This window comes from Streptomyces sp. BRA346 (genome assembly GCF_052851135.1).
Genome location: NZ_JAIWIH010000069.1, coordinates 1 through 21,212, shown reverse-complemented (window position 1 = coordinate 21,212; position 21,212 = coordinate 1). Strand labels below are relative to the sequence as shown.

The following is a 21,212-nucleotide window of genomic DNA, read 5'->3' as shown; positions in this document are numbered from 1 at the left end:
AGCAACACCTGGCACCTCACCCCGGCCACCGCATAGCGAAAAGGGCCGCCCGGCCCGCAGCCGGACAGCCCCTCGACAAGATTTTCAGCAGCCTTCTAGACGATCGACGCATTCGGGGCTAGCTCAAGATCGTGAAACACCTCCGTGAAAGGAGTTAGCGAAGCGGGAAGCGGCGGCCGAACAACCGGAGCCATGTGCCGTGGGTCGGCGATCTTGAGAACCGGATGTGCGGATCGGAACGACCGTCAGCGTGCTTCAGCGCCGAGTTCGGCGATGAGGTCTGGCACCTCGGCGAGGCTGCATGCGGAAGGTCGGCACTGCGATGGCCTCAGGTAATTCGCGGACTCCGTCGCTCGATGAGGACGACGTCGCGCCATACGTCGTGGTGGCGGCCGATGCGTTCGCGGGTGCCGATGATACGGAAGCCCGCGCGTTGGTGCAGGCCGAGGCTGGCGGCGTTCTCGGGGAAGATGCCGGATTGGATGGTCCAGATGCCTGCCGTCTCCGTGGAGGCGATCAACGCATTCAGAAGCGCGAGCCCGACCCCGCGATTGCGCGCGGCGGGGTGAACGTAGACGGAGTGTTCGACGACACCTGCGTACGCGCAGCGGTCGGACACCTTCGTGGCGGCGACCCAGCCGAGCACGCTCCCGTCGTGGTCCAGCGCGACGTGTCGGTGGTCTGCGAGCTTGGCCGCGTCGAATGCTTCCCAAAGGGGTGCGGCAGTCTCGAAGGTGGCGTTGCCCTCGTCAATGCCGAGCTGGTAGATCGCTAGGACTTCATCGGCGTGCTCGGCCGTCAGGCCGGTGATGCGGAGTGTCCCGGTGTGGAGGGTCACCCGCGGCCTCCCTCAGTGAGTTCGCCGACCAGGCTCCGAATTCGGGTTCGGATCTCGTCACGGATCGGCCGCACCGCCGCGACGCCCTGCCCAGCCGGATCGTCCAACTTCCAGTCCAGGTAGGTCTTGCCGGGGAAGTAGGGGCAGGCGTCTCCGCAGCCCATGGTGATGACCACGTCCGACGCTTGCACGGCTTCGGAGGTCAGTACCTTCGGGGTCTCTGCGGCGATGTCGATGCCGACTTCCGCCATCGCTTCCACCACGGCGGGATTGACGTGCTCGGCGGGTGCGGAACCTGCGGAGCGGACTTCGATGCGGTCGCCCGCGAGGTAGGTGAGGAAGGCGGCGGCCATCTGGGAACGGCCCGCGTTGTGGACACAGACGAACAACACCGAGGGCTTCTGGGGATCAGACACGGGCGGAACCCTTCTGGGCGAGTGTGCTCTCAGCAGTGATGGCGGTGGGTTGGGAGAAGTAGCGGCGGGCGGCCAGGGCCACGTAGACGAGGCCGATCAGGACGGGGACCTCGATGAGCGGGCCGACGACTCCGGCCAGGGCCTGGCCGGAGGAGGCGCCGAAGGTGGCGATGGCGACGGCGATGGCGAGTTCGAAGTTGTTGCCCGCAGCGGTGAAGGCCAGCGTTGCTGAGCGCGGGTAGTCCAGGCCCACGGCCTTGCCCAGTGCCATGGATCCGGCCCACATGACGGCGAAGTACACCAGTAGCGGCACCGCGATGCGGGCTACATCCAGCGGCTGTGAGGTGATCGCGTCGCCTTGGAGGGCGAACAGGACGACGATCGTGAACAGCAGCCCGTAGAGGGCGAACGGGCCGATCCTCGGGACGAGCGTGGTCTCGTACCAGGCCCGGCCCTTGGCCTTCTCGCCGAGACGTCGGGTGAGGAAGCCTGCCACCAGGGGGATGCCGAGGAAGATCAGCACGCTGCGGGCGATCTCCCACACGCTGATGTCGAGACCGGTCTGTTCCAGGCCGAGCCAGCCGGGCAGCACGGTGAGGTAGAACCAGCCGAGCGCGGAGAAGGCGATCACCTGGAAGACGGAGTTCAGGGCGACGAGGACAGCGGCGGCTTCGCGGTCGCCGCAGGCCAGGTCGTTCCAGATGATGACCATGGCGATGCAGCGGGCCAGGCCGACGATGATCAGGCCCGTCCGGTACTCCGGCAGGTCCGGCAGGAGGATCCAGGCGAGCGCGAACATGAGGGCCGGGCCGAGGACCCAGTTCAGCAGGAGCGAGGGGAGCAGCAGGCGCCGGTCCCGGGTGACTGTGTCGAGGCGGTCGTAGCGGACCTTGGCCAGGACCGGGTACATCATCACCAGCAGGCCGAGCGCGATCGGCAGGGAGATGCCGGTGACGGTCACCTTCGCCAGGGCGTCACCCAGGCCGGGAACGAGCCGCCCCAGGCCGAGTCCGGCGGCCATCGCGAGCAGGATCCAGACCGCGAGGAAGCGGTCCACGAACGACAGGCGCGCGGCAACCGGCGCGGTCGTGGTCTCTGTGGTCATCAGGCGTCCACCGCCGTCCCGGCACGGTCGGGCAGTGGCTGCCCGGCGGGGCGGGTGAGGATCCCGGCAAGCCGGTCGGTCATCTCCGGCAGCAGCCAGTAGTAGACCCAGGTGCCCCGGCGCTCGCAGTCGATCAGTCCGGCCTGCCGCAGCAGCTTCAGGTGATGGGAGATCGTCGGCTGCGACAGATCGAAGGCGGGGGTCAGGTCGCACACGCACACCTCGCCCCCGGCCCGGGAAGCGATCATCGACAGCAGACGCAACCGGATCGGGTCGCCCAGTGCCTTGAACACCTTCGCCAGCTCAACGGACTGTGCTTCATCCAACGGGGCGGTCAGGAGTCCGGGGCAGCAGCCGTCGGCGCCGTCCTGGCCGAGTACCACGAGGTCTTGTTTCGACATTCCTCTATGTTGACGTTTTTCGATCCAAGGTGCAATCTTGCATTGACAGACATCGATATAGGCCGATGGGAGACCGCCATGTCCCGCGTGCAGCTCGCCCTGAACGTGCCCGACCTTGACGCTTCAGTGACGTTCTACTCCAAGCTCTTCGGCGTCGAGCCAGCCAAGCGCCGCCCCGGCTACGCCAACTTCGCGATCACCGAGCCGCCGCTGAAACTGGTCCTGATCGAAGGCGAAGCGGGCCAGGAAACCCGACTCGATCACCTCGGCGTCGAGGTCACGTCCACCGACCAGGTCACCGGCGCCACTGACCGCCTCAAGAACGCCGGACTCGCCACCTTCGAGGAAAACGACACCTCCTGCTGCTACGCCCTCCAGGACAAGGTGTGGGTGCACGGCCCCGGCCAGGAGCCCTGGGAGGTCTACGTGGTGAAGGGCGACGCCGACCAGATGGGCAAGAGCGCGGCACTCGACACCGCCGACGCCTGCTGCACCAGCCAGCCGAAGCCTGAGGAGGGTGAAGCCGCCGCAGGGTGCGGGTGCGGAAGCTGAGCCGCGGATCTGGTCGCTCTGTAGCCGTGGACCAGTGGTGGACCAAAGAGATGTCGGCGAGTAGGCGAAGAGGACGTTTAAACAGGTCAGGGCTGTAGCCGTCGTTCTGGCTACAGCCCTCTTGAAAACCGTCGTGGCAGCGATGTCACCGAGGGTTCACATCCCACAGCCTCCGCCGAGGCTGGTGTTATAGCTGGTCGGAAGGGGTGTTCCTGGTGCGGGGGCACCCCTTCCGCATGTCTGCTGTCTCCCGTCAGGGGATGGAGAGGCTCGTGCCGAACTCGAACGTGCGGGCCTCGTTCGGCCCGACCTGGGCGACCCGGTGCCCCTGACAGTTCGGAAGATCGAAGACGGTGGCGGTCTGGTTGGTGTGGTTCACCACGACCATGGGCCAGACGTTCGTCGTGTAACAGCCACTCGGGTTGGTGTGCGGGATCAGGCCGACGGTCAAGGTGCCGTCGGCGGCCGCTGCCGACCCTCCTGACGGCAGGGCGAGGGCCACTGCACCCATCGCCGACGCCGCCACAAGTCCGATACGACGCATCGTTGCCTCCTGCTCAGACACGATCCGGAGGAGACGCCAACCGCCTCCTGACCCATTGCTGGCGACCGTCGCTTGACGGGCGCTCACGGCTCGCGTGAGTGCGGAGAAGGGGCGGTGGCTCCGTACGCACCATGCGGGTGGAACCAGAAGTCCGGAGGCCCCACCCACCCGTGGCACGGAGGCGTCAGGCGCGCTGAGCGCCGAAGTAGTGGCCCCGGTCGAGGTCGTCGATGAGGCCGGGGCCGGTGGGGTGCCAGTCCAGCAGGTCGCGGGTCACGGCGTTGGAGGCTGCGACGTCGGCGGCGAGGAAGCGGCTCAGCCAGCCGAAGTGCGCGTGCGCCTCCTCGGCGGGTATGGAGACCACCGGCAGGTCGAGGTGACGGCCGATCACCTCCGCGATGGTGCGCAGCGGTACGCCCTCTTCGGCGGTGCCGTGCAGGACCGACCCCGCCGGGGCGTTCTCCACGGCCAGCCGGAGCAGCCGCGCGGCATCGAGACGGTGGACCGCGGGCCAGCGATTGGTCCCGTCACCGATGTAGCCGGAGACGCCCTTCTCGCGGGCGATGTCGATCAGCCGGGGGACGAAGCCGTGGTCGCCCTCGTCGTGGACGGACGCCGCGAGACGCACGATGGATGAGCGGACGCCGCGTTCGGCGAGGCCCAGCGTCGCCTGCGCGCCGGCCTCCCGCGGGCCCGCGGTCGAGAGGCCGGGCCGGTCCCGCTCGGTCGCGACCCGTCCCGGGGCGATTCCGAGCAGGCCGGAGGCGACGACGAGGGGGCGCTCGGTCCCCTCGAGGGCGGCGCCGAAGGTCTCGATGGCGCGCAGATCGGCCTTGACGGCGCCCTCGTAGTCCGAGAAGTCGTGGATGAAGGCGAGGTGCACGACCCCGTCGGCCGCGGAGGCGCCTGCGTGCAGGCTGTCGGGGTCGTCGAGGGCGCCGCGGTGCACCTCGGCGCCGGCTGCGGCGATGGCCTCGGCCGAGGCATTCGAGCGGGCGAGCCCGAGGACCTGGTGGCCCGCGCGGAGGAGTTCGGGAACGACGGCGGAGCCGATGAAGCCGGACGCGCCGGTGACGAAAACACGCATCAGTGAGACCTCCCAGTAGTGGCCCGTCCTCGGCGCAGGGCGCGCCCGGACAAGTCGATGTCAGTCACTGTCATCGGCAGCGTACCACTGCGATGTCAGTCACTGTCATCGCGCTAGGATCGAGGCCATGGGTCGATGGGAGCCGGGCGCGCGTGAGCGACTGCAACGGGCGGCATTGGAGCTCTACGTCGAGCGGGGGTTCGAGCAGACGACGGTGGCGGAGATCACCAACCGGGCGGGCCTCACGGAGCGGACGTTCTTCCGCCACTTCGCCGACAAGCGCGAAGTGCTGTTCTCGGGCCAGGACGAGCTGCTCGAAACCTGCGTGAACACCATCGTCGGCGCGCCCGAAACCACGGCTCCCCTCGATGCGGTGGCGAAGGCGCTCCAGGCCGTCTCTGCCCGGTTCGAAGAGCGTCGAGAGTTCTCCCGGCAACGCCAGACCGTGATCGTCGCGAATGCCGGACTTCAGGAACGCGAACTGCTGAAGCTCGCCGCGCTCGCTTCCGCCACGGCCGACGCGCTACGTCGGCGCGGTGTCCCGGAGCCCACCGCGAGCCTGGCCGCCGAGGCGGGGGTCGCGGTCTTCAAGATCGCGTTCGAGCGCTGGATCGGCGAGCCCGGCGGGCGGACGCTGGCCGACGTCATCCAGGACTCCGTCGATCACCTCAAGGCCGCGACCGCAGGCTGAGGGGCGCCCCCGCCCGGCGGTCATGCCACCGGCGGCAGGGTGCTGCCCGTGTTGCCCGTGCGGCCGGTCCTGCCCGCGCTGCCGGTGGCGCTACGGGCCGCGGACGCGACCGTGGCCTCCGCTTCGCGCCGGGTCAGCCCGGTGTGGAGCGCGGCGTCGATGAGGGCCGGGGCCAGTTCGTCGCCCACACCCGCCTCGTACGCCCGGCAGGCGGCCCAGAACAGCCGGTCGTTGCGCCGCCCCTCCTGGGATTCGCGGACGAACCGTACGAGGGCGGCGTCACGCCCCGGCGCTCCGACGGCACTCGGGCGGGCCGTCGCCGGCTCCGGCGGTGTACGCACCGGGGGTCGCGCCAGGGTGAGCAGCTCGGGTGGGACGGGGGCGGGGCGCCAGGCGGGGGAGCCGGGCGCCAGGCGGTAGCGGCCGCGTGAGGTGGCCGAGCCGGGGCCGACGAGGTAGCCGCCCGTCCCGCGGATGTCGATGCCGGGGGCGATCCGGCCCGCGGAGTTGGGGACGTTGAGCCCGGGCGGCCCGCATAGCCACAGGTGGCGCCCGCCGCCGGGGGTGAGCACGGTGACGGTGTGGGGGACGGTGAACGCGTACCGGCGGGCCAGTCGGGCGAGTGCGGCGGCGCCGTCGACGCGCGGTTCGTGCTTGAGGTCGAGGTCGACGCCGATGAGGTGGTGCGGGGCGCGGCCGCAGGCGATGCCGTAGCCGGTGGCCCAGGGGGCGGCGGCGAACAGCGCCCGGATCGCCTCCGGGTCGGCGGACGCGTCGTGGACGCCGTGGCCGAGCCGCCCGCAGGCGCCGCGACAGGGCAGGGGGACTGGGTCGTGGTGGTGAGGGGAGCGCACGGCGGGCAGCTTCGCGCGGGTCAGTGGGATGACGCGGAAGCCATGGGCCGCGGCGGCGAGAGCGTGGGCGAGTGCGGTGTTCGCCATGTCCCCATTTTCGGACAACTGTCCGATAAGGGGAAGAGGGTCGGCGCGTCGTGGCAGTCCGGGGCGCGGGGGTGCGTCGGAGGTTTGAACGGAGTTCATCATGCTTGCGTGGTAATACGTCGTTCGGTGCGCTTCGTCTGCCGACGGGTGGGCAACTTTCCGTCATGGCAGGTGTTCGCGGATGACCGGCACGAGTGAGTAGTGGTGATTCATTGAGTGAACGGGACGGGTGAGGTCGTTTACGGTCACGCGGCGGCGCTTCGGTGCCGCCGCGCGGTCGTGCTTGGCGGCGCTTGACAGTGCTTGACAGCGTCAATTTATCTGACGGATAGTCAGAAAGCTTTCCGTGCGGTCGTACGACGCCGTCGAGCCCAGGGGAGTCCGCTGCTCATGCACCTCGCCCCCACACCCCGCCAGCAGCAGCTGCGCGAGGAACTCCGCGCCTACTTCCGCGAGCTGATCACACCGGAGACCCGTGCGGCCCTGCCCGGCGACCCGACAGCCCAGCGGCGGCTGTTGCGGCGCATCGGCGCCGACGGGCTGCTCGGACTCGGCTGGCCGGTCGAGTACGGTGGCCAAGGGCGCGGCCCCGACGAACAGTTCGTCTTTTTCGACGAGGCGTACCGGGCGGGCGCGCCGGTCTCCATGGTCACGCTCAACACGGTCGGCCCGACCCTGATGCGGTACGGCACCGAGGAGCAGAAGCGGTTCTTCCTGCCGCGCATCCTCAGCGGGGAGATCGTCTTCGCCATCGGCTACTCGGAACCGGAGGCCGGAACCGACCTCGCCTCGCTGCGCACGAAGGCCGTGCGCGAGGTGAACGGGGCGAACGGAAGCGGGGCGAACGGAAGCGGGGCGAACGGAAGCGGGGCGAACGAGGGGCACCGGACCGGCTTCGGCACCAGTGCCGATCCTGATGGCGCGGGCGCCGAGTCGTGGCGGATCGACGGCGCCAAAACCTTCACCAGCAACGCCCAGAACGCCGACTGGATCTGGCTCGCCTGCCGCACAGACCCGGCGGCGCCCAAGCACAAGGGCATCTCGATCATCCTGGTGCCGACCGACGCCCCCGGCTTCTCCTGGACGCCGATCGAGACTGTCGCGGGCCTGACCACGACCGCGACCTACTACGACGCTATCCGCGTCCCGGCCGGCCATCTCGTCGGTGAGGAGAACGGCGGCTGGGGGCTGATCACCACGCAGCTCAACCACGAGCGGGTCGCGCTCGCCGCCATCGGCATGCAGGCCGAGGACTTCTACGAGGCCGTCCTCGCCCACGCCCGTACCCCGGACCCGGACACCGGGGCCCGCCCCGCCGACCAGGACTGGGTACGGGCCCGGCTGGCGGAGGCGCACGCCCGGCTGGCGGCGACCCGGCTGCTCAACTGGCGGCTGGTCGGGGACGTGGGGGCGGGGACGCTGAGCCCGGGCGACGCGAGCGGCGTCAAATTCGCCGGAACCGAAAGCGCGGTCGCGGTGTATTCCCTGTGTCAGGAAATCGCGGGAGAGGCGGGGCTGATCCGGTCGGGGTCGCCGGGAGCGTTCGGGGACGGCGAGCTGGAGCGGATGAACAGGGCCGCGCAGATCAACACCTTTGGGGGCGGTGCGAGTGAGGTGCAGAGGGAGATCGTGGCGACGATGCGGCTCGGCATGCGGCGGGGGCGGCGATGACAGCTGAGGCGACGACAACCGGGGCGGCGATGAGCGCTGCGCCGGAGGAGTTGTACGAGAGGCTGAGGGCGTACGAGGGCCGAGTGGCCGCGAGCGGCGGCGAGGGCAGGGACCCGGTCAACGAGCCCATGATCAGGCACTGGTGCGAGGCGATGGGCGACACCAACCCCGCCTATCCGGGCATCGCACCGCCGACGATGCTCCAGGCGTGGACGATGGGCGGACTCGGCGGTCACCCCGGCGGCTCGGCCCGGTCGGAGGCGTATGACCAGCTGCTGGCGCTGCTCGACGGGGCGGGCTGCACCTCGGTCGTCGCCACGGACTGCGAGCAGGAGTATCTGCGGCCGCTGCGCCCGGGAGACCGGATCACCTTCGACGCGGTGATCGAGTCGGTGTCGCCGCGCAAGACCACCAAGCTGGGCACGGGCCATTTCGTCACCACGCGGATGGACATCCGGGCGGGCGGTGAGCTGGTCGGCACGCATCGCTTCCGCATCCTCAAGTACGCGCCGGTACGGCCGAAGAAGAAGCCGGAGCCGGAGTCTGAGCCCAAGGCGAGGCGCCCGCGTCCCGTCATCAACCGGGACAACGCGGGGTTCTGGGAGGGAGTCGCCGCCCACCAGCTGCTCATCCAGCGCTGCACCGGATGCGGCACCCTCCGCTTCCCCTGGCTGCCGGGGTGCGGCGGCTGCGGTTCGCCGGAGTGGGACACGGTCGCGGCATCCGGGGCGGGCACGGTGTTCAGCTATGTGGTCATGCACCATCCGCCCTTCCCCGCCTTCGATCCGCCGTATGCGGTGGGCCTGATCGAGCTGGCCGAGGGGGTCCGCATCGTCAGCAACATCACGGGGGTGCCGCACGACAAGGTGCGCATCGGGATGCCCGTGGAGCTGGAGTTCCTGCGGGCCGACGACGAGCTGGAGCTGCCCGTCTTCCGAGGGGCGGTGGCCTGATGGACTTCACGCCCACCCCGGAGCAGCAGGCCGCCCGCGACCTGGCGGCGGAGATCTTCGGCGATCTGTCCACCCATGAGCGGCTGTCGGCCCTCGGCACCGGTGTCGACGCCGAACTGTGGAAGGCGCTCTGCGCGGCGGGGCTGCCCGCCGCCGTGGAGGAGATCGGCCTGGTCGGTCTGGTGCTGTTGCTGGAGGAGCAGGGCCGGGTGACCGCCCAGGTGCCGCTCGCGGCGAGCTGTGCGTACGGCGTGCTGCCGGTGGCCGTCCATGGCACCGCGGAGCAGCGCGCGCGGCTGCTGCCCGCCCTGCGGGACGGTACGGCGGTGGCGACGGCCGCGTACCGGGCCAGTTCGCGGCCGACGGCCTCGGCGCGCCGGACCACCGAGGGATGGGTGCTGACCGGCAGGTTCCTGGTGGTCCCCTGGTTACGGGCTGCGACCCATGTGCTGGTCCCGGCGCTCACGGAGGAGGGGCACACCCGCTGCTTCCTGATCGAGACCCAGACGGTCCCAGCCCCGCCCACCCCAGGCCCGCTCACCTCAGTCCCGCCCGCCCCTGCCGCGCATCCCTCCAGCGCGCCCGTGCGGACCGAATCCCCCGTGCGGACCGAAGCCGTTGAGACCACCGCACCCTGGGCCGCGGGGCGGCTCACGCTCCATGAGGCACCCGCCGAGCCGCTCGGCGACGACGGCACCTGGGCCGATGTGCTGGGCAGGGCCCGTACCGCCTTCGCCGGGTTGCAGGCGGGCGTCTGCCAGGGATCGGTCGCGCGGGTGGTCCACCACACCTCCGTCCGCGAGCAGTTCGGGCGCCCGCTCTCCGCCCAGCAGGGCGTGCTGCTGCGCGCGGCGGATGCCCATATGGACACCGAGGCGATCCGGGTGACGGCCTACGAGGCGGCCTGGCACCATGACCAGCATCTGCCCGCGGCCACCCATGCGCTCACCACCGCGTGGTGGGCCTGTGAGGCGGGCAGACGGGTCGTCCACGCGGGTCAGCATCTGCACGGCGGAATCGGCGCCGACGTGGAGCACCCGGTGCACCGGCACTTCCTGTGGGGGCGGCAGGTGGACGCCTACCTGGGCCCCGCCCCCGCGCTGCTGGCCGAGCTGGGCGCCCTGCTCACGGAGGAGGCGGCCGCATGACGATCACGGTCCGTGCGGGCGAGGCGCTGCCCCCGCTGCGCATTCCGATCACCCCGACGCTCATCGTCTCCGGCGCCCTCGCCTCACGGGACTACCAGGATGTGCACCACGACGCCGAGGCGGCCAGGGAGAAGGGCTCCCCGGACATCTTCATGAACATCCTGACCACCAACGGCCTGGTCGGGCGGTACATCACCGACCACTTCGGGCCGCGGGTCCACCTGAGGAAGGTTGCCATCCGGCTCGGGGCCCCCAACTACCCCGGGGATGAGATGGTGCTGACCGGCGAAGTCACCTCGGTCGCCGACGGCACGGCCGAGGTCGCGGTGACCGGGACGAACGCCATAGGCCGCCATGTGACCGGCACGGTCACCGTGGAGCTGTCCCCCGGCTCCCCGACCGGAGCGGTCCGATGAGCGCCCGCCGGCCGGACCGGCTCGGAGAGCGGGCCGCCGTCGTGGGCATCGGCGCCACCGAGTTCTCCAAGGACTCCGGCCGGAGCGAGCTGACGCTCGCGGCCGAGGCCGTCCGGGCGGCGCTGGGCGATGCGGGGATCGCCCCGGCCGAGGTCGACGGGCTGGTCACCTTCACCATGGACACCAGCCCCGAGATCACCGTGGCCCAGGCATGCGGCATCGGCGAGCTGACGTTCTTCTCACGGGTGCACTACGGCGGGGGCGCCGCCTGCGCCACCGTGCAGCAGGCCGCGCTCGCCGTCGCCACCGGGGTGGCGGAGGTCGTCGTCTGCTACCGCGCGTTCAACGAGCGCTCCGGGCGCCGCTTCGGATCCGGGGTGCGGCACCGCGAGCCGTCGGCCGAGGGCGCGGCGCTCGGCTGGTCGCTGCCCTTCGGCCTGCTCACCCCCGCCTCCTGGGTCGCCATGGCCGCGCAGCGCTATCTGCACACCTACGGTCTGACGCCCGAGGCCTTCGGCCAGGTGGCCGTCGTCGACCGCAGCCATGCCGCCACCAACCCGGCCGCGTATTTCCACGGCAAGCCGATCACCCTGGACGATCACGCCGCCTCCCGCTGGATCGTGGAGCCGCTGCGACTGCTCGACTGCTGTCAGGAGACGGACGGCGGCCAGGCGATCGTGGTCACCAGCGTCGAGCGGGCCCGCGATCTCCCGCGCCCACCCGTCGTGATCACGGCGGCGGCGCAGGGCTCGGGCCGGGCGCAGGAGCAGATGACGAGCTTCTACCGGGACGATCTCTCCGGGCTGCCGGAGATGGGCGTGGTCGCGCGGCAGTTGTGGAGCGGCAGCGGGCTGACCCCCGCCGACATCGATGTGGCCATTCTCTATGACCACTTCACGCCGTTCGTACTGATGCAACTGGAGGAGTTCGGCTTCTGCGGGCGGGGCGAGGCGGCCGGATGCGTCGCCGAGGGCGCGCTGCCGCTCAACACCCACGGCGGTCAGCTCGGCGAGGCCTATCTGCACGGGATGAACGGGATAGCCGAGGCGGTCCGCCAGATACGCGGCACCGCCGTCAACCAGGTGCCGGACGCGGCTCGGGCACTGGTCACCGCGGGCACCGGGGTACCGACATCCGGGCTCCTCCTCGGCGCAGACGGCTGAACCACGCGCGTGTCTGCGGCACCGGCCGTCCGGTGTCCACATTCACTCCTCATATGAACCGAGGAAAGAAGAGCAGATGGATGTTCATGGGCTGGGCTGTCAGTCTGATCGCGGTGCTGGCCACCTCGATCAGCGGCCCCGCCTCCGCCTCGGCGGAAGCCCTCCCCGACCCCCGTCCCCTGGGCGCCAAGGTCTTCCAGGGCTGGGGCTTCGACACCTGCCACGCCCCCACGCTCGCCGCCCTGCGGGCGTGGAACGCCTCCCGGTACCGCGCCGTCGGCGTCTACTACGCGGGCCGCGGCCGGGCCTGCCTCAGCCAGCCCAACCTCAGCGTCTCCTGGATGCGCGGGGTGAAGAGCATGGGGTGGCATGTGCTGCCCATCTTCGTGGGGTCCCAGTCCCCGTGCGTCCGCAACAAGAACAAGAGGCACGTCGCCATCGGCAGTACGCCCTGGGCACAGGGGCGCAAGGAGGGGAAGGACGCGGTGGCCCGCGCGAAGGCGCTGGCGATGAAGAAGCGCAGCGCGCTCTATCTGGACATGGAGGCGTACGACCAGGGGAAGGCGAGCTGCGCGGCCACCACGCTCTCCTTCATCCGCGGCTGGAACCGCGAGGTGCGGTCGCACGGCTTCTTCCCCGGTTTCTACAGCAGCGCCGAATCCGGGGTGCGCCATCTGGAGAAGTCCCGGAAGGCGGGGATCCGTGATCTCCCCTCCGTGATGTGGTTCGCGCGTTGGAACGGGAAGGCGGCGCTGGCCGGTGAGCCGGTCCTGGCCAAGACGGCCTGGCATCCGCACCGCCGTATCCATCAGTACGTGGGCAATGTGAAGGAGAAGCACGGCGGCCGGACGCTCCAGATCGACCGCAACAAGGTGGACGCGCCGGTCGCGATCATCAGCTGAGCCGTCGGCGGACCGTCGGCCGGAGAGGACTCTCTCCAGCACATCCCCGACGGCACAACCCCGAGGGCACAACCCTGACGGAAGTCCCACCCTCTCCATCCGCAGGAGGTGTTGCCAGCCCTACCCGTACAACCTCAGGCTGATTCGGCTTCGGCACTTGTGGCCGATCCGCGGTGAGCCGCTCACTCCTAGCGTTGGGGCATGACCACGACCGTGTGCCCAGGGGCTTCCCCCGCCGCGTTCCCGTCGTTCACCTCGTACGTACGGGCCCGGGGGCCGATGCTGCTGCGCACCGCCCGCTCACTGACGCCCAACGCCTGTGACGCCGAGGATCTGCTCCAGACCGCGCTGACCAAGACGTACATCGCGTGGGAGCGGATCGAGGACCACAAGGCGCTGGACGGCTATGTGCGCCGGGCGCTGGTCAACACCCGGACCTCCCAGTGGCGCAAGCGCAAGGTCGACGAGTTCGCGTGCGAGGAGCTGCCCGAGCCGGACCCGGTCCCCGCCCCCGACCCCGCCGAGCAGCAGGTCCTGCGCGACATGATGTGGCGCGCGGTGCTGCGGCTGCCGGACCGCCAGCGGGCCATGGTCGTCCTCAGGTATTACGAGGACCTGAGCGAGGCCCAGACGGCGGAGCTGCTCGGGGTGTCCATCGGCACGGTCAAGAGCGCCGTCTCCCGCGCCCTCGGCAAGCTCCGCGAGGACCCGGAGCTGTGCCGCGCGGCCTGACGGCGGGCGTCCCGACGGCAAAGGGCGCCGGGGCGAAGTGTTCCGGGGAACAGGGGGTCTCCGGGGTCCAGCGGGGTAGTGACATACCGGCCGGTCGCTTGCACAATCGGCGGACTACCCGCGCGTAACCGTAAAACCCTGGAGGCCACGGTGCTCAGCACGATGCAGGACGTACCGCTCACCGTGACCCGCATCCTCGAGCACGGAGCGCTGGCCCACGGCACGGCTCAGGTGGTCACCTGGACCGGTGGCGGCGAGCCGCAGCGCCGTAGCTTCCACGATGTGGGCCTGCGCGCCACCCGGCTGGCGAACGCGCTGCGCGACGAGCTGGGCGTCCAGCAGGGGCAGGCCGTCGGCACGCTCCTGTGGAACAACTGCGAGCATCTGGAGGCCTATCTCGCGGTCCCCTCCATGGGCGCCGTGCTGCACACCCTCAATCTCCGGATGCCCACCGGCCAGCTGACCTGGATCATCAACCACGCCGCCGACCGTGTGATCGTGGTGAACGGTTCGCTGCTGCCGCTCCTCGCGCCGCTGCTGCCCGAGCTGGGTTCCGTGGAGCACATCGTCGTCACCGGGCCGGGCGACCGTTCCGTGCTGGACGGGTGCCGGGCCAGTGTCCACGACTACGAGGAACTGATCGAGGGCCGCCCCGAGCGCTACCCCTGGCCGGTGACCGACGAGCGCCAGGCCGCGGCCCTGTGCTACACCTCCGGCACGACCGGCGACCCCAAGGGCGTGGCCTACAGCCATCGCTCCATCTATCTGCACTCGATGCAGGTCAACAGCGCCGAGGCCTTCGGCATGTCCGGGAAGGACACCCTGCTGCCGGTCGTGCCGATGTTCCACGCGAACGCGTGGGGCACCCCGCACGCCGCGTTCATGGTGGGCGCCTCGATGGTGATGCCCGACCGCTTCCTCCAGCCCGCGCCGCTCGCCGACATGATCGAGGCCGCCCGTCCCACCCTCGCCGCCGCCGTCCCTACCATCTGGCAGGGACTGCTCGCCGAACTCGACGCCACGCCACGGGACGTATCGAGCCTCACCCATGTCTACATCGGCGGGTCGGCCTGCCCGCCGTCCCTGATGAAGGCGTTCGAGGAGCGGCACGGCATCCGGGTCGTGCACGCGTGGGGCATGACGGAGCTGTCGCCGCTCGGGTCCATGGCCCATCCGCCCGCCGGGCTCACGGCGGAGGAGGAGTGGCCGTACCGGGTGACGCAGGGCCGGTTCCCGGCCTCCGTGGAGTACCGGCTGATCGCGCCCGACGGCGCGGTCGTGCCCGCGGACGGGCAGGCGGTCGGCGAGCTGGAGGTGCGCGGACCGTGGATCGCGGCCGCGTACTACGGCGGGGCGGCGGGCGAGCCCATGCGGCCGGAGGACAAGTTCACCCAGGACGGCTGGCTGAAGACCGGCGACGTCGGCACCATCTCCCCGGACGGCTACCTGACCCTGACCGACCGGGCGAAGGACGTCATCAAGTCGGGCGGTGAATGGATCTCGTCGGTCGAGCTGGAGAACCACCTGATGGGCCATCCGGAGGTCGCCGAGGCCGCGGTGGTGGCGGTGCCCGACGAGAAGTGGGACGAGCGCCCGCTCGCCACGGTGGTGCTGAAGGAGGGCGCCACCGTGGACTACGCGGGGCTGCGGGAGTTCCTCGCCCAGCGCATCGCGCGCTGGCAGCTGCCGGAGCGCTGGGCGCTGATCCCGGAGGTGCCGAAGACGAGCGTGGGGAAGTTCGACAAGAAGGTCATCCGGAAGCGGTACGCGGATGGCGAGCTGGAGGTGACCACGCTCGACTGAGGGCGTGCGTCCCGCGCCGTCAGCCGGTTTCCAGCGGCTGACGGCGCCTTCAGTTGGTGCCGATCTTCGCCAGCAGGTCGACGATCCGGGCCTGCACCTCCGCGCTCGTGGAGCGCTCCGCGAGGAACAGCACCGTCTCGCCCGAACTGAGCCGCGACAGGTTCGCCGGGTCGATGTCCGCGGAGGTGTAGACGACCAGCGGGGTGCGGTTGAGCAGCCCGTTGCCGCGCAGCCAGTCGACGATCCCGGCCCGGCGGCGGCGTACCTGCATCAGGTCCATCACCACCAGGTTCGGCCGCATACGTCCCGCGAGCGCCACCGCGTCCGCGTCCGTCGCGGCCCGGGCGACCTGCATGCCGCGCCGCTCCAGGGCCGCCGTCAGCGCCGCCGCGATCGGCTCGTGCTCCTCGATCAGCAGGACGCGCGGCGGATGCTGTTCGCTGTCGCGCGGGGCGAGCGCCTTGAGCAGGACGGCCGGGTCGGCCCCGTACGCCGCCTCCCGCGTCGCCTGGCCGAGCCCCGCCGTCACCAGCACCGGCACCTCGGCGGCGACCGCCGCTGCCCGCAGCGACTGGAGCGCCGTCCGGGTGATCGGCCCGGTCAGTGGGTCGACGAACAGCGCCGCCGGATACGCGGCGATCTGCGCGTCCACCTCCTCACGGGAGTTCACGATCACCGGGCGGTAGCCGCGGTCGCTCAGCGCCTGCTGCGTGGACATGTCCGGCGCGGGCCACACCAGGAGGCGGCGCGGGTTGTCCAGCGGCTCCGGGGGCAGCTCGTCGTCGGGCGGCGGGGTGCGGTCGTCGACGATCTCGATGGCCCCGTTGGGCCCGTCCAGCGGCTCCGGTCCCTCCGCGCCCTCGTCCGGCGCGCCGATCGCGAAGGCGCGCCCCGAACTCTGCGGCGAGGCCGGGCGCGGCGGCTGCGGCCCCGGGCCGGGCGGGGTCCGCGGCTGCGCTCCGGGCGGGGGCCCGGCCTGGCCGGGAGCCTGCGCCGGGGCCTGGGGGTGGGCGCGGCTGCCCGCGGGCTCCAGATCCGCCGAGGCGTTCTGGTTCGCCATGTCGGGCCGGGCGGCCAGCTTGCGCCGCCTGCCGGACCCCGCGGTGGACGTACCACCGGAGGGCGTCTGGGGCTGCTGCGGCTGGGGAGCGCGCTGGTGTTCGCTGACCTGCTGCGTGAACGGCACCCCTTGGCCCAGCGTGCGCACGCTGAACGCGCGCCCCTGAGTGGTGTCCGCGCCCTGCGGAGCGCCCTGCTGGGGGTTTTGGGGAGCCTGGGGGGCCTGGCGTGCGTTCTGCGGCGCGCCCTGGGGCGGGGCGTTGCGCGGTGCCTCGGGAGGCAGCTGCTGCGCGGGCAGCTGTTGCTGTTGGGCAGGGGGCTGCGCCCCGGGCGCGGGCTCCGGCTGCTCCTCGGCGAGCGGACGCCGGGCGCGGCGCCGCCCGGTGGGCTGGGCCGCCTGCTGGCCGCCGAGCGAGTCCTGCGGGGTCTCGCCCCAGGCGGGCTGCTGCTGTTCGGGGGCGTGGGCGGCGGGGAGCGACGGCATGGCGGACTCACCCGTACCGGCGCCCGGCCCGGCCGTGCCCGGACGCGGGGGCTGCGGCCCGCCCTGCCCCTGGTTCGGCCCTCGGTTCTGGCCCTGCTGGGCCGGTGCCTGCTGCGGGCTCTGACCGGGACCGGACGGCCAGCCTCCGCCCCGCGCGGTGCCGCCCGGGGGCACGGGCTCGCCCCGTACGGCCAGGCCACCGCCCTGCGGCTGGGCCTGGGCCTGCGGCTGCGGGGCGCCGATGCGCGGGTCGCGGCCGCCGGGCTGTGCCGGGACCAGCCCGGCGGGCCCTGCCGGGCCCAGCTCGGGCGGCAGCGCACCGGGCTGAGCGCGGTCGGCCGCCGCCGGGGGCAGCGCGAACGGGGACCGCGCCACGCCGGGTTCCCTCGCGGTCTGCTGCTGGGGCTGCGCCTGGCGTTGGGGCTGCGACTGGGGCTGGCCCTGCTCCGGCACCGACCGGTTCGGCGCCTCGGACAGGGGGCGCCGGGCGCGGCGGCGCCCGGTGGGCTGGCCCGCCTGCTCGCCCTCGGCGGAGTCCTGGGGAGCGTCGCCCCAGGCGGGCTGCTGCTGCTCCGGAGTGCGGGCGGCGGGGAGCGCGGGCGTGGCGGACTCACCAGGACCGGCCGCGCCCGGACCGTTCCCGGCGGGGCCGTTCGCGTCGGCCGCCGCCGGAGGCAGGGCGAACGGGGAACGGCCTCCGTTCTGGCCGCCCTGCTGGGCCCGGGCCGGATAAGGACCCCCGGCCTCCTGGGCCGGGGAGCCGCGCCGCCGACCGCCCGCCGCCGGGGGCTGCGGCTGAGCGGCCATGCCCTGCGGCGGTACGACGCCCATCGCGGCGGGGCCGACCGGCTGCGGAGCTTGTGGACCGTGCTGACCAGCACCAGCACCAGCACCAGCACCAGCACCGGTACCGGCACCGGCGCCCTGGCCGTCCGTACCGTCGCCCGCGACCGCCGACGGGGCCTCCTCGGGCGCCGGGCGCGCCCGGCGCCGCCCGGTCGGCCGCGGCTGGTCCTGCTCACCCGGCCCGTTCTGCTGCTGCGGATCGGCACCGGCTTCCGCGGGGAGCGCGAGGGATGCGGAACGGTTCTGCGCGCCGCTCGTGTCCGCCGCCGGACCGCCGCTCTGTGGATCGCCGGAGCCGGGGGCGCCGTTCGCATCGCCGCCCGCGCCGCCGCCGGACGTGCTCGTGGACGCGCCGGTTCCGCCGATTGAGGTGCCCTGGCCCTGGGTGCCTTGCGCGCCCTGCGCACCGTCCGCGCTCCCGGACGCCGCCTGGGCGTCGGCCTTCGCGCGCTCCTGGTCCGCGGCCGCCGCCGAGATCGGCACCTCCAGGACATAGGCGTGCCCGCCCATGCCCGGCATCTCGTGCGTCTGGAGCACACCGCCGTGCCGGCGCACGATCCCGCGCACGATCGGCTCGTGCACCGGGTCGCCGCCCGCGTACGGCCCGCGGACCTCGAACCGTACGACGTTGCCGCGCTGCGCCGCCGCGACCACGATCGTCGAGTCCCCGGACGCGCCGCCCCCGCCCGAGGCCGTCTTGCCGGTCGAGTCGACCCCGGCCACGTCCGCGATCAGATGGGCGAGCGCCTGGGCCACCCGCTGCGGGTCGACTTCGGCCTCGATCGGCGGGGCGTGCACGGCGAACTGCGCGCGCCCCGGGCCGATCAGCTCGACCGCGCCCTCGACACCGGCCGCCACGACCTCGTCCATCGAGACCGCGCACCGGGCCAGCTGCTCGCCGTCCGCGTCGAGCCGCTGATAGCTCAGGACGTTGTCGACGAGCGTGGTCATCCGGGTGTACCCGGCGGCCAGGTGGTGCAGGATCTGGTTGGCCTCGGGCCACAGCTGCCCGGCGGGGTCGTCGGCCAGGACGCCGAGTTCGCTGCGCAGCTCCTGGAGCGGACCGCGCAGCGACTGGTCCAGCACCGCGAGCAGCTGGCCGTTGCGGGCGGCGAGGGCGTCCAGCCGCTCCGCGTACGTCTGCCGCTCCCGGTCGAGCTGCGCCTGGAGCTCCTCCAGCGCCTTGGCGTGCTCGTCGCGGAGCTCCTCCAGCTCCTTGCCGTGCTGCGCCGTGAGGCTCTCCACCTCCTCGGCGTGCTTCGAGGCGAGGGCTTCCTCGGCGCGCCGGTCGGTGAAGGTCATGACGGCGCCGACGAGTTGCTCGCCGTCCCGTACGGGCGCGGTCGTCAGGTCGACCGGTACCGCGCTCCCGTCCTTGGCCCACAGCACCTGGCCGCGCACCCGGTGCTTGCGGCCGGAGCGCAGGGTGTCGGCGAGCGGGGACTCCTCGTACGGGAAGGGGGAACCATCCGGGCGCGAGTGGTGTACAAGAGAGTGAAGTTCCTGACCGCCCAGGTCACTGGCCCGGAAACCGAGAATCTGCGCCGCGGCCGGGTTGACGAGGACCACCTTGCCCTCGGTGTCCACGCCGACCACGCCCTCCGCCGCCGCGCGCAGAATCATCTCGGTCTGGCGCTGCTGGCGGGCGAGTTCGGCCTCGGTGTCGAGCGTCCCGGTCAGGTCCCGGACGATGAGCATCAGCAGCTCGTCGCCCGTATAGCTGTACTGATCGGCGTACGGAGTCCGCCCGTCCTCCACGTTCGCGCTGGTCACCTCAACGGGGAACTGGGTCCCGTCGGTGCGCCGCGCGATCATCCGGGTCGGCTTGGTGCCGCTGGTCCGTTCCGCTTCCGCGGGCCTGCGCATCGACCCGGGGATCCGATTGGGATCGAAGGAGGGGAGGAGATCGAGCAGACCACGACCCACGAGCGCGGTGCCCGGCGTCTCGAAGGACTCCAGCGCGATGTGGTTGGCGTTGACGATCGTGCCGTTGCAGTTGACCAACAGCAGCGCGTCGGGAAGGGCGTCGAGTATCGCTGCGAGGCGAGCAGCGCCTCGGGATGGCCTGCTGCTCACGACGACGCTTCCTCCCTGACTTACCGCACCTTGCTGACACCCGCGGTCATTGTGCCGCCCGTCCGTGGAGTGTCTCAGGGGAGTCTACGGGCACCAAGGGCGGGCGCGGCGGTAGATGAGAGGGAGGTCGCAGCACGACGTGCATGTCTCGGCGCACGCCCGGACAAACCTCTCCGCCCCCTCCGCCGCACACTCCCGGCCCAATCCCCAGGTCAGCTCCCAGGCAGACGCAAAACGATCGAGAAACGGTTCCACCGGGCGATTTCACACCCGTTCGTTCGCGTAAAGCGAGCATTGACGGGACGGCCCGCCCAGCGCCCCCGCACGGTCGCCGTGGCCTCCCCGCCGTACTGACCCGTGCACATCGCCCCGGGCGGCACCGGCGCGAACGGATCCCGGCCCCACTCGGTCTCCGCGTCCAGCTGACGGCAGGCGGCCCGGGCCCGGGGGTGCGTACCGCCGGTGGGGTGGCACGCCAGCACGTACCGCACGGAGTCGAAGTGCCGGCCCGTCTCGCTCACCCTGACGACGAGACGGTCGGAACTCTCCCCGTCGTACGACATCGGCAGCGGCAGCGGCGTGGCCCCCGCGGGGCTCAGCGCGGCCACGGTGGCGGCGACAGCGGCGGCGGTGGTGACGGCGAGGCGATGCAGCAGGGGCATGTCAGTACTCCTGGTGTGATCGGACCGGGGCGCGCTGCCCCTGCCCCTGCTAACGCGCCTCCGCCGCGCGCGTTGCGCCGCCATCCGGGCATTGCGCGCCCAAAGAGCTTTGCGGTCCTGCCCGCCTGCCGAGTACCGTAGGCCGCGATTGGTGACATCCCACTGGGCTGTGACATCATCTGCACACACCACATCGCGCTCGCGCGGCACGGTGTGCTGGAGGCTTCGCCTAGTCTGGTCTATGGCGCCGCACTGCTAATGCGGTTTGGGCCCTAAAGCCCATCGAGGGTTCAAATCCCTCAGCCTCCGCTTCTCGAGAGCCCCGGTCGATCGCGACCGGGGCTCTTGTGTGTCCGCCCTCCGAGTGACGAACCCCCTCCGCAGCGTCACCCCGTCGAGGCGCCCCACCGACCCACCCCGCGCCGCGCCGCCCGGGTCTCCTCCCCTGTCGCCATGACGGTCCCCACGAGCCTCAAAACAGGTATTTGCCCAGGTCAGAGTGGGTGAGGGAAACGGATTTCGCGTGACGGCGCAGGTCATGTAATGTTGTCCCCGCAACGCCGACCGGCAAGAAAAACCGCCGGGAAGCCAAGCGCTCGTAGCTTAACGGATAGAGCACTTGACTACGGATCAAGAGGTTGCAGGTTCGAATCCTGCCGAGCGCGCAGTGTGATGTCGCAGGACATCGGAATGACCCCGAACCCACGATTGGGTTCGGGGTC

General features: G+C 71.6%; 19 protein-coding genes and 2 tRNA genes. 12 read left to right on the top strand and 9 right to left on the bottom strand.

The genetic code is table 11. The annotated features are described in order from the left end of the window. Window positions 1-328: 328 nt before the first annotated feature. Genes LCH29_RS42135 through LCH29_RS42120 form a run of 4 tightly spaced genes read right to left on the bottom strand, consistent with a single transcriptional unit; the run spans window position 329 to window position 2,760 of the window. The gene (locus LCH29_RS42135; protein WP_446466968.1) at window positions 329-838 is read right to left on the bottom strand and encodes an N-acetyltransferase family protein; all 510 of its coding nucleotides are present in this window, start codon (window positions 836-838) and stop codon (window positions 329-331) included. Beyond that, window positions 835-1,254, bottom strand: coding sequence for an arsenate reductase ArsC (locus LCH29_RS42130; protein ID WP_446466967.1), 420 nt, complete (start codon window positions 1,252-1,254; stop codon window positions 835-837). The genes LCH29_RS42135 and LCH29_RS42130 overlap by 4 nt, the downstream gene beginning before the upstream one ends. After that, complete coding sequence (arsB, locus tag LCH29_RS42125) at window positions 1,247-2,359, bottom strand: ACR3 family arsenite efflux transporter (RefSeq protein WP_446466966.1); 1,113 nt, start codon at window positions 2,357-2,359, stop codon at window positions 1,247-1,249. Before arsB ends, LCH29_RS42130 begins: the two co-directional genes overlap by 8 nt. Continuing rightward, window positions 2,359-2,760: an ArsR/SmtB family transcription factor gene (locus tag LCH29_RS42120; RefSeq protein WP_446466965.1), complete on the bottom strand. Its 402-nt coding sequence runs from the start codon at window positions 2,758-2,760 to the stop codon at window positions 2,359-2,361. Before LCH29_RS42120 ends, arsB begins: the two co-directional genes overlap by 1 nt. Window positions 2,761-2,838: 78 nt before the next feature. Here LCH29_RS42120 and LCH29_RS42115 point away from each other — a divergent pair, with 78 nt between their 5' ends. Further along, window positions 2,839-3,312 (top strand): ArsI/CadI family heavy metal resistance metalloenzyme, encoded by a 474-nt coding sequence (locus LCH29_RS42115; RefSeq protein WP_446466964.1) that lies wholly within the window; start codon window positions 2,839-2,841, stop codon window positions 3,310-3,312. Between the two features lie 253 nt (window positions 3,313-3,565). On the opposite strand, the gene LCH29_RS42110 is transcribed toward LCH29_RS42115, so the two are convergent. After that, window positions 3,566-3,856 carry a hypothetical protein gene (locus LCH29_RS42110; protein ID WP_446466963.1) on the bottom strand — a complete coding sequence of 97 codons (291 nt, stop codon included), beginning with the start codon at window positions 3,854-3,856 and terminating at the stop codon, window positions 3,566-3,568. A gap of 184 nt (window positions 3,857-4,040) precedes the next feature. Next, window positions 4,041-4,943, bottom strand: a complete 903-nt coding sequence (locus LCH29_RS42105) for an SDR family oxidoreductase (RefSeq protein ID WP_446466962.1) — start codon at window positions 4,941-4,943, stop codon at window positions 4,041-4,043. A 127-nt stretch (window positions 4,944-5,070) separates the two neighbouring features. On the opposite strand from LCH29_RS42105, the gene LCH29_RS42100 reads away from it, so the two are divergent. Next, a complete protein-coding gene (locus tag LCH29_RS42100; RefSeq protein ID WP_446466961.1) occupies window positions 5,071-5,634 on the top strand; it encodes a TetR family transcriptional regulator in 564 nt (187 codons plus the stop codon). 20 nt (window positions 5,635-5,654) lie between these two features. Here LCH29_RS42100 and LCH29_RS42095 read toward each other — a convergent pair whose 3' ends face one another. Beyond that, window positions 5,655-6,575 carry a bifunctional DNA primase/polymerase gene (locus LCH29_RS42095; protein WP_446466960.1) on the bottom strand — a complete coding sequence of 307 codons (921 nt, stop codon included), beginning with the start codon at window positions 6,573-6,575 and terminating at the stop codon, window positions 5,655-5,657. 390 nt (window positions 6,576-6,965) lie between these two features. Between LCH29_RS42095 and LCH29_RS42090 the strand changes: the two genes are divergently transcribed. From LCH29_RS42090 to LCH29_RS42055, 8 genes are all read left to right on the top strand, one after another. Then, window positions 6,966-8,246, top strand: a complete 1,281-nt coding sequence (locus LCH29_RS42090; RefSeq protein ID WP_446466959.1) for an acyl-CoA dehydrogenase family protein — start codon at window positions 6,966-6,968, stop codon at window positions 8,244-8,246. A gap of 29 nt (window positions 8,247-8,275) precedes the next feature. Continuing rightward, window positions 8,276-9,199, top strand: a complete 924-nt coding sequence (locus LCH29_RS42085; RefSeq protein ID WP_446466958.1) for a bifunctional MaoC family dehydratase N-terminal/OB-fold nucleic acid binding domain-containing protein — start codon at window positions 8,276-8,278, stop codon at window positions 9,197-9,199. Further along, complete coding sequence (locus tag LCH29_RS42080) at window positions 9,199-10,347, top strand: acyl-CoA dehydrogenase family protein (RefSeq protein WP_446466957.1); 1,149 nt, start codon at window positions 9,199-9,201, stop codon at window positions 10,345-10,347. Before LCH29_RS42085 ends, LCH29_RS42080 begins: the two co-directional genes overlap by 1 nt. After that, window positions 10,344-10,763: a MaoC family dehydratase gene (locus tag LCH29_RS42075; RefSeq protein ID WP_446466956.1), complete on the top strand. Its 420-nt coding sequence runs from the start codon at window positions 10,344-10,346 to the stop codon at window positions 10,761-10,763. Before LCH29_RS42080 ends, LCH29_RS42075 begins: the two co-directional genes overlap by 4 nt. Continuing rightward, window positions 10,760-11,926 (top strand): lipid-transfer protein, encoded by a 1,167-nt coding sequence (locus LCH29_RS42070; protein ID WP_446466955.1) that lies wholly within the window; start codon window positions 10,760-10,762, stop codon window positions 11,924-11,926. The genes LCH29_RS42075 and LCH29_RS42070 overlap by 4 nt, the downstream gene beginning before the upstream one ends. Window positions 11,927-11,979: 53 nt before the next feature. After that, window positions 11,980-12,828, top strand: coding sequence for a DUF1906 domain-containing protein (locus LCH29_RS42065; RefSeq protein ID WP_446466954.1), 849 nt, complete (start codon window positions 11,980-11,982; stop codon window positions 12,826-12,828). A gap of 201 nt (window positions 12,829-13,029) precedes the next feature. Further along, window positions 13,030-13,560: a SigE family RNA polymerase sigma factor gene (locus LCH29_RS42060; RefSeq protein ID WP_446466953.1), complete on the top strand. Its 531-nt coding sequence runs from the start codon at window positions 13,030-13,032 to the stop codon at window positions 13,558-13,560. A 150-nt stretch (window positions 13,561-13,710) separates the two neighbouring features. Next, window positions 13,711-15,363: a long-chain fatty acid--CoA ligase gene (locus tag LCH29_RS42055; RefSeq protein ID WP_446466952.1), complete on the top strand. Its 1,653-nt coding sequence runs from the start codon at window positions 13,711-13,713 to the stop codon at window positions 15,361-15,363. Between the two features lie 49 nt (window positions 15,364-15,412). Here LCH29_RS42055 and LCH29_RS42050 read toward each other — a convergent pair whose 3' ends face one another. Together LCH29_RS42050 and LCH29_RS42045 are read right to left on the bottom strand one after the other, a co-directional pair. Beyond that, complete coding sequence (locus tag LCH29_RS42050; RefSeq protein WP_446466951.1) at window positions 15,413-19,828, bottom strand: PAS domain-containing protein; 4,416 nt, start codon at window positions 19,826-19,828, stop codon at window positions 15,413-15,415. A gap of 212 nt (window positions 19,829-20,040) precedes the next feature. Then, window positions 20,041-20,490: an SSI family serine proteinase inhibitor gene (locus LCH29_RS42045; protein ID WP_446466950.1), complete on the bottom strand. Its 450-nt coding sequence runs from the start codon at window positions 20,488-20,490 to the stop codon at window positions 20,041-20,043. A 218-nt stretch (window positions 20,491-20,708) separates the two neighbouring features. On the opposite strand from LCH29_RS42045, the gene LCH29_RS42040 reads away from it, so the two are divergent. Both LCH29_RS42040 and LCH29_RS42035 read left to right on the top strand, forming a co-directional pair. Beyond that, window positions 20,709-20,799: transfer RNA gene (locus LCH29_RS42040), tRNA-Ser, on the top strand. Window positions 20,800-21,082: 283 nt separating this feature from the next. Further along, window positions 21,083-21,155: transfer RNA gene (locus LCH29_RS42035), tRNA-Arg, on the top strand. Window positions 21,156-21,212 lie beyond the last annotated feature (57 nt).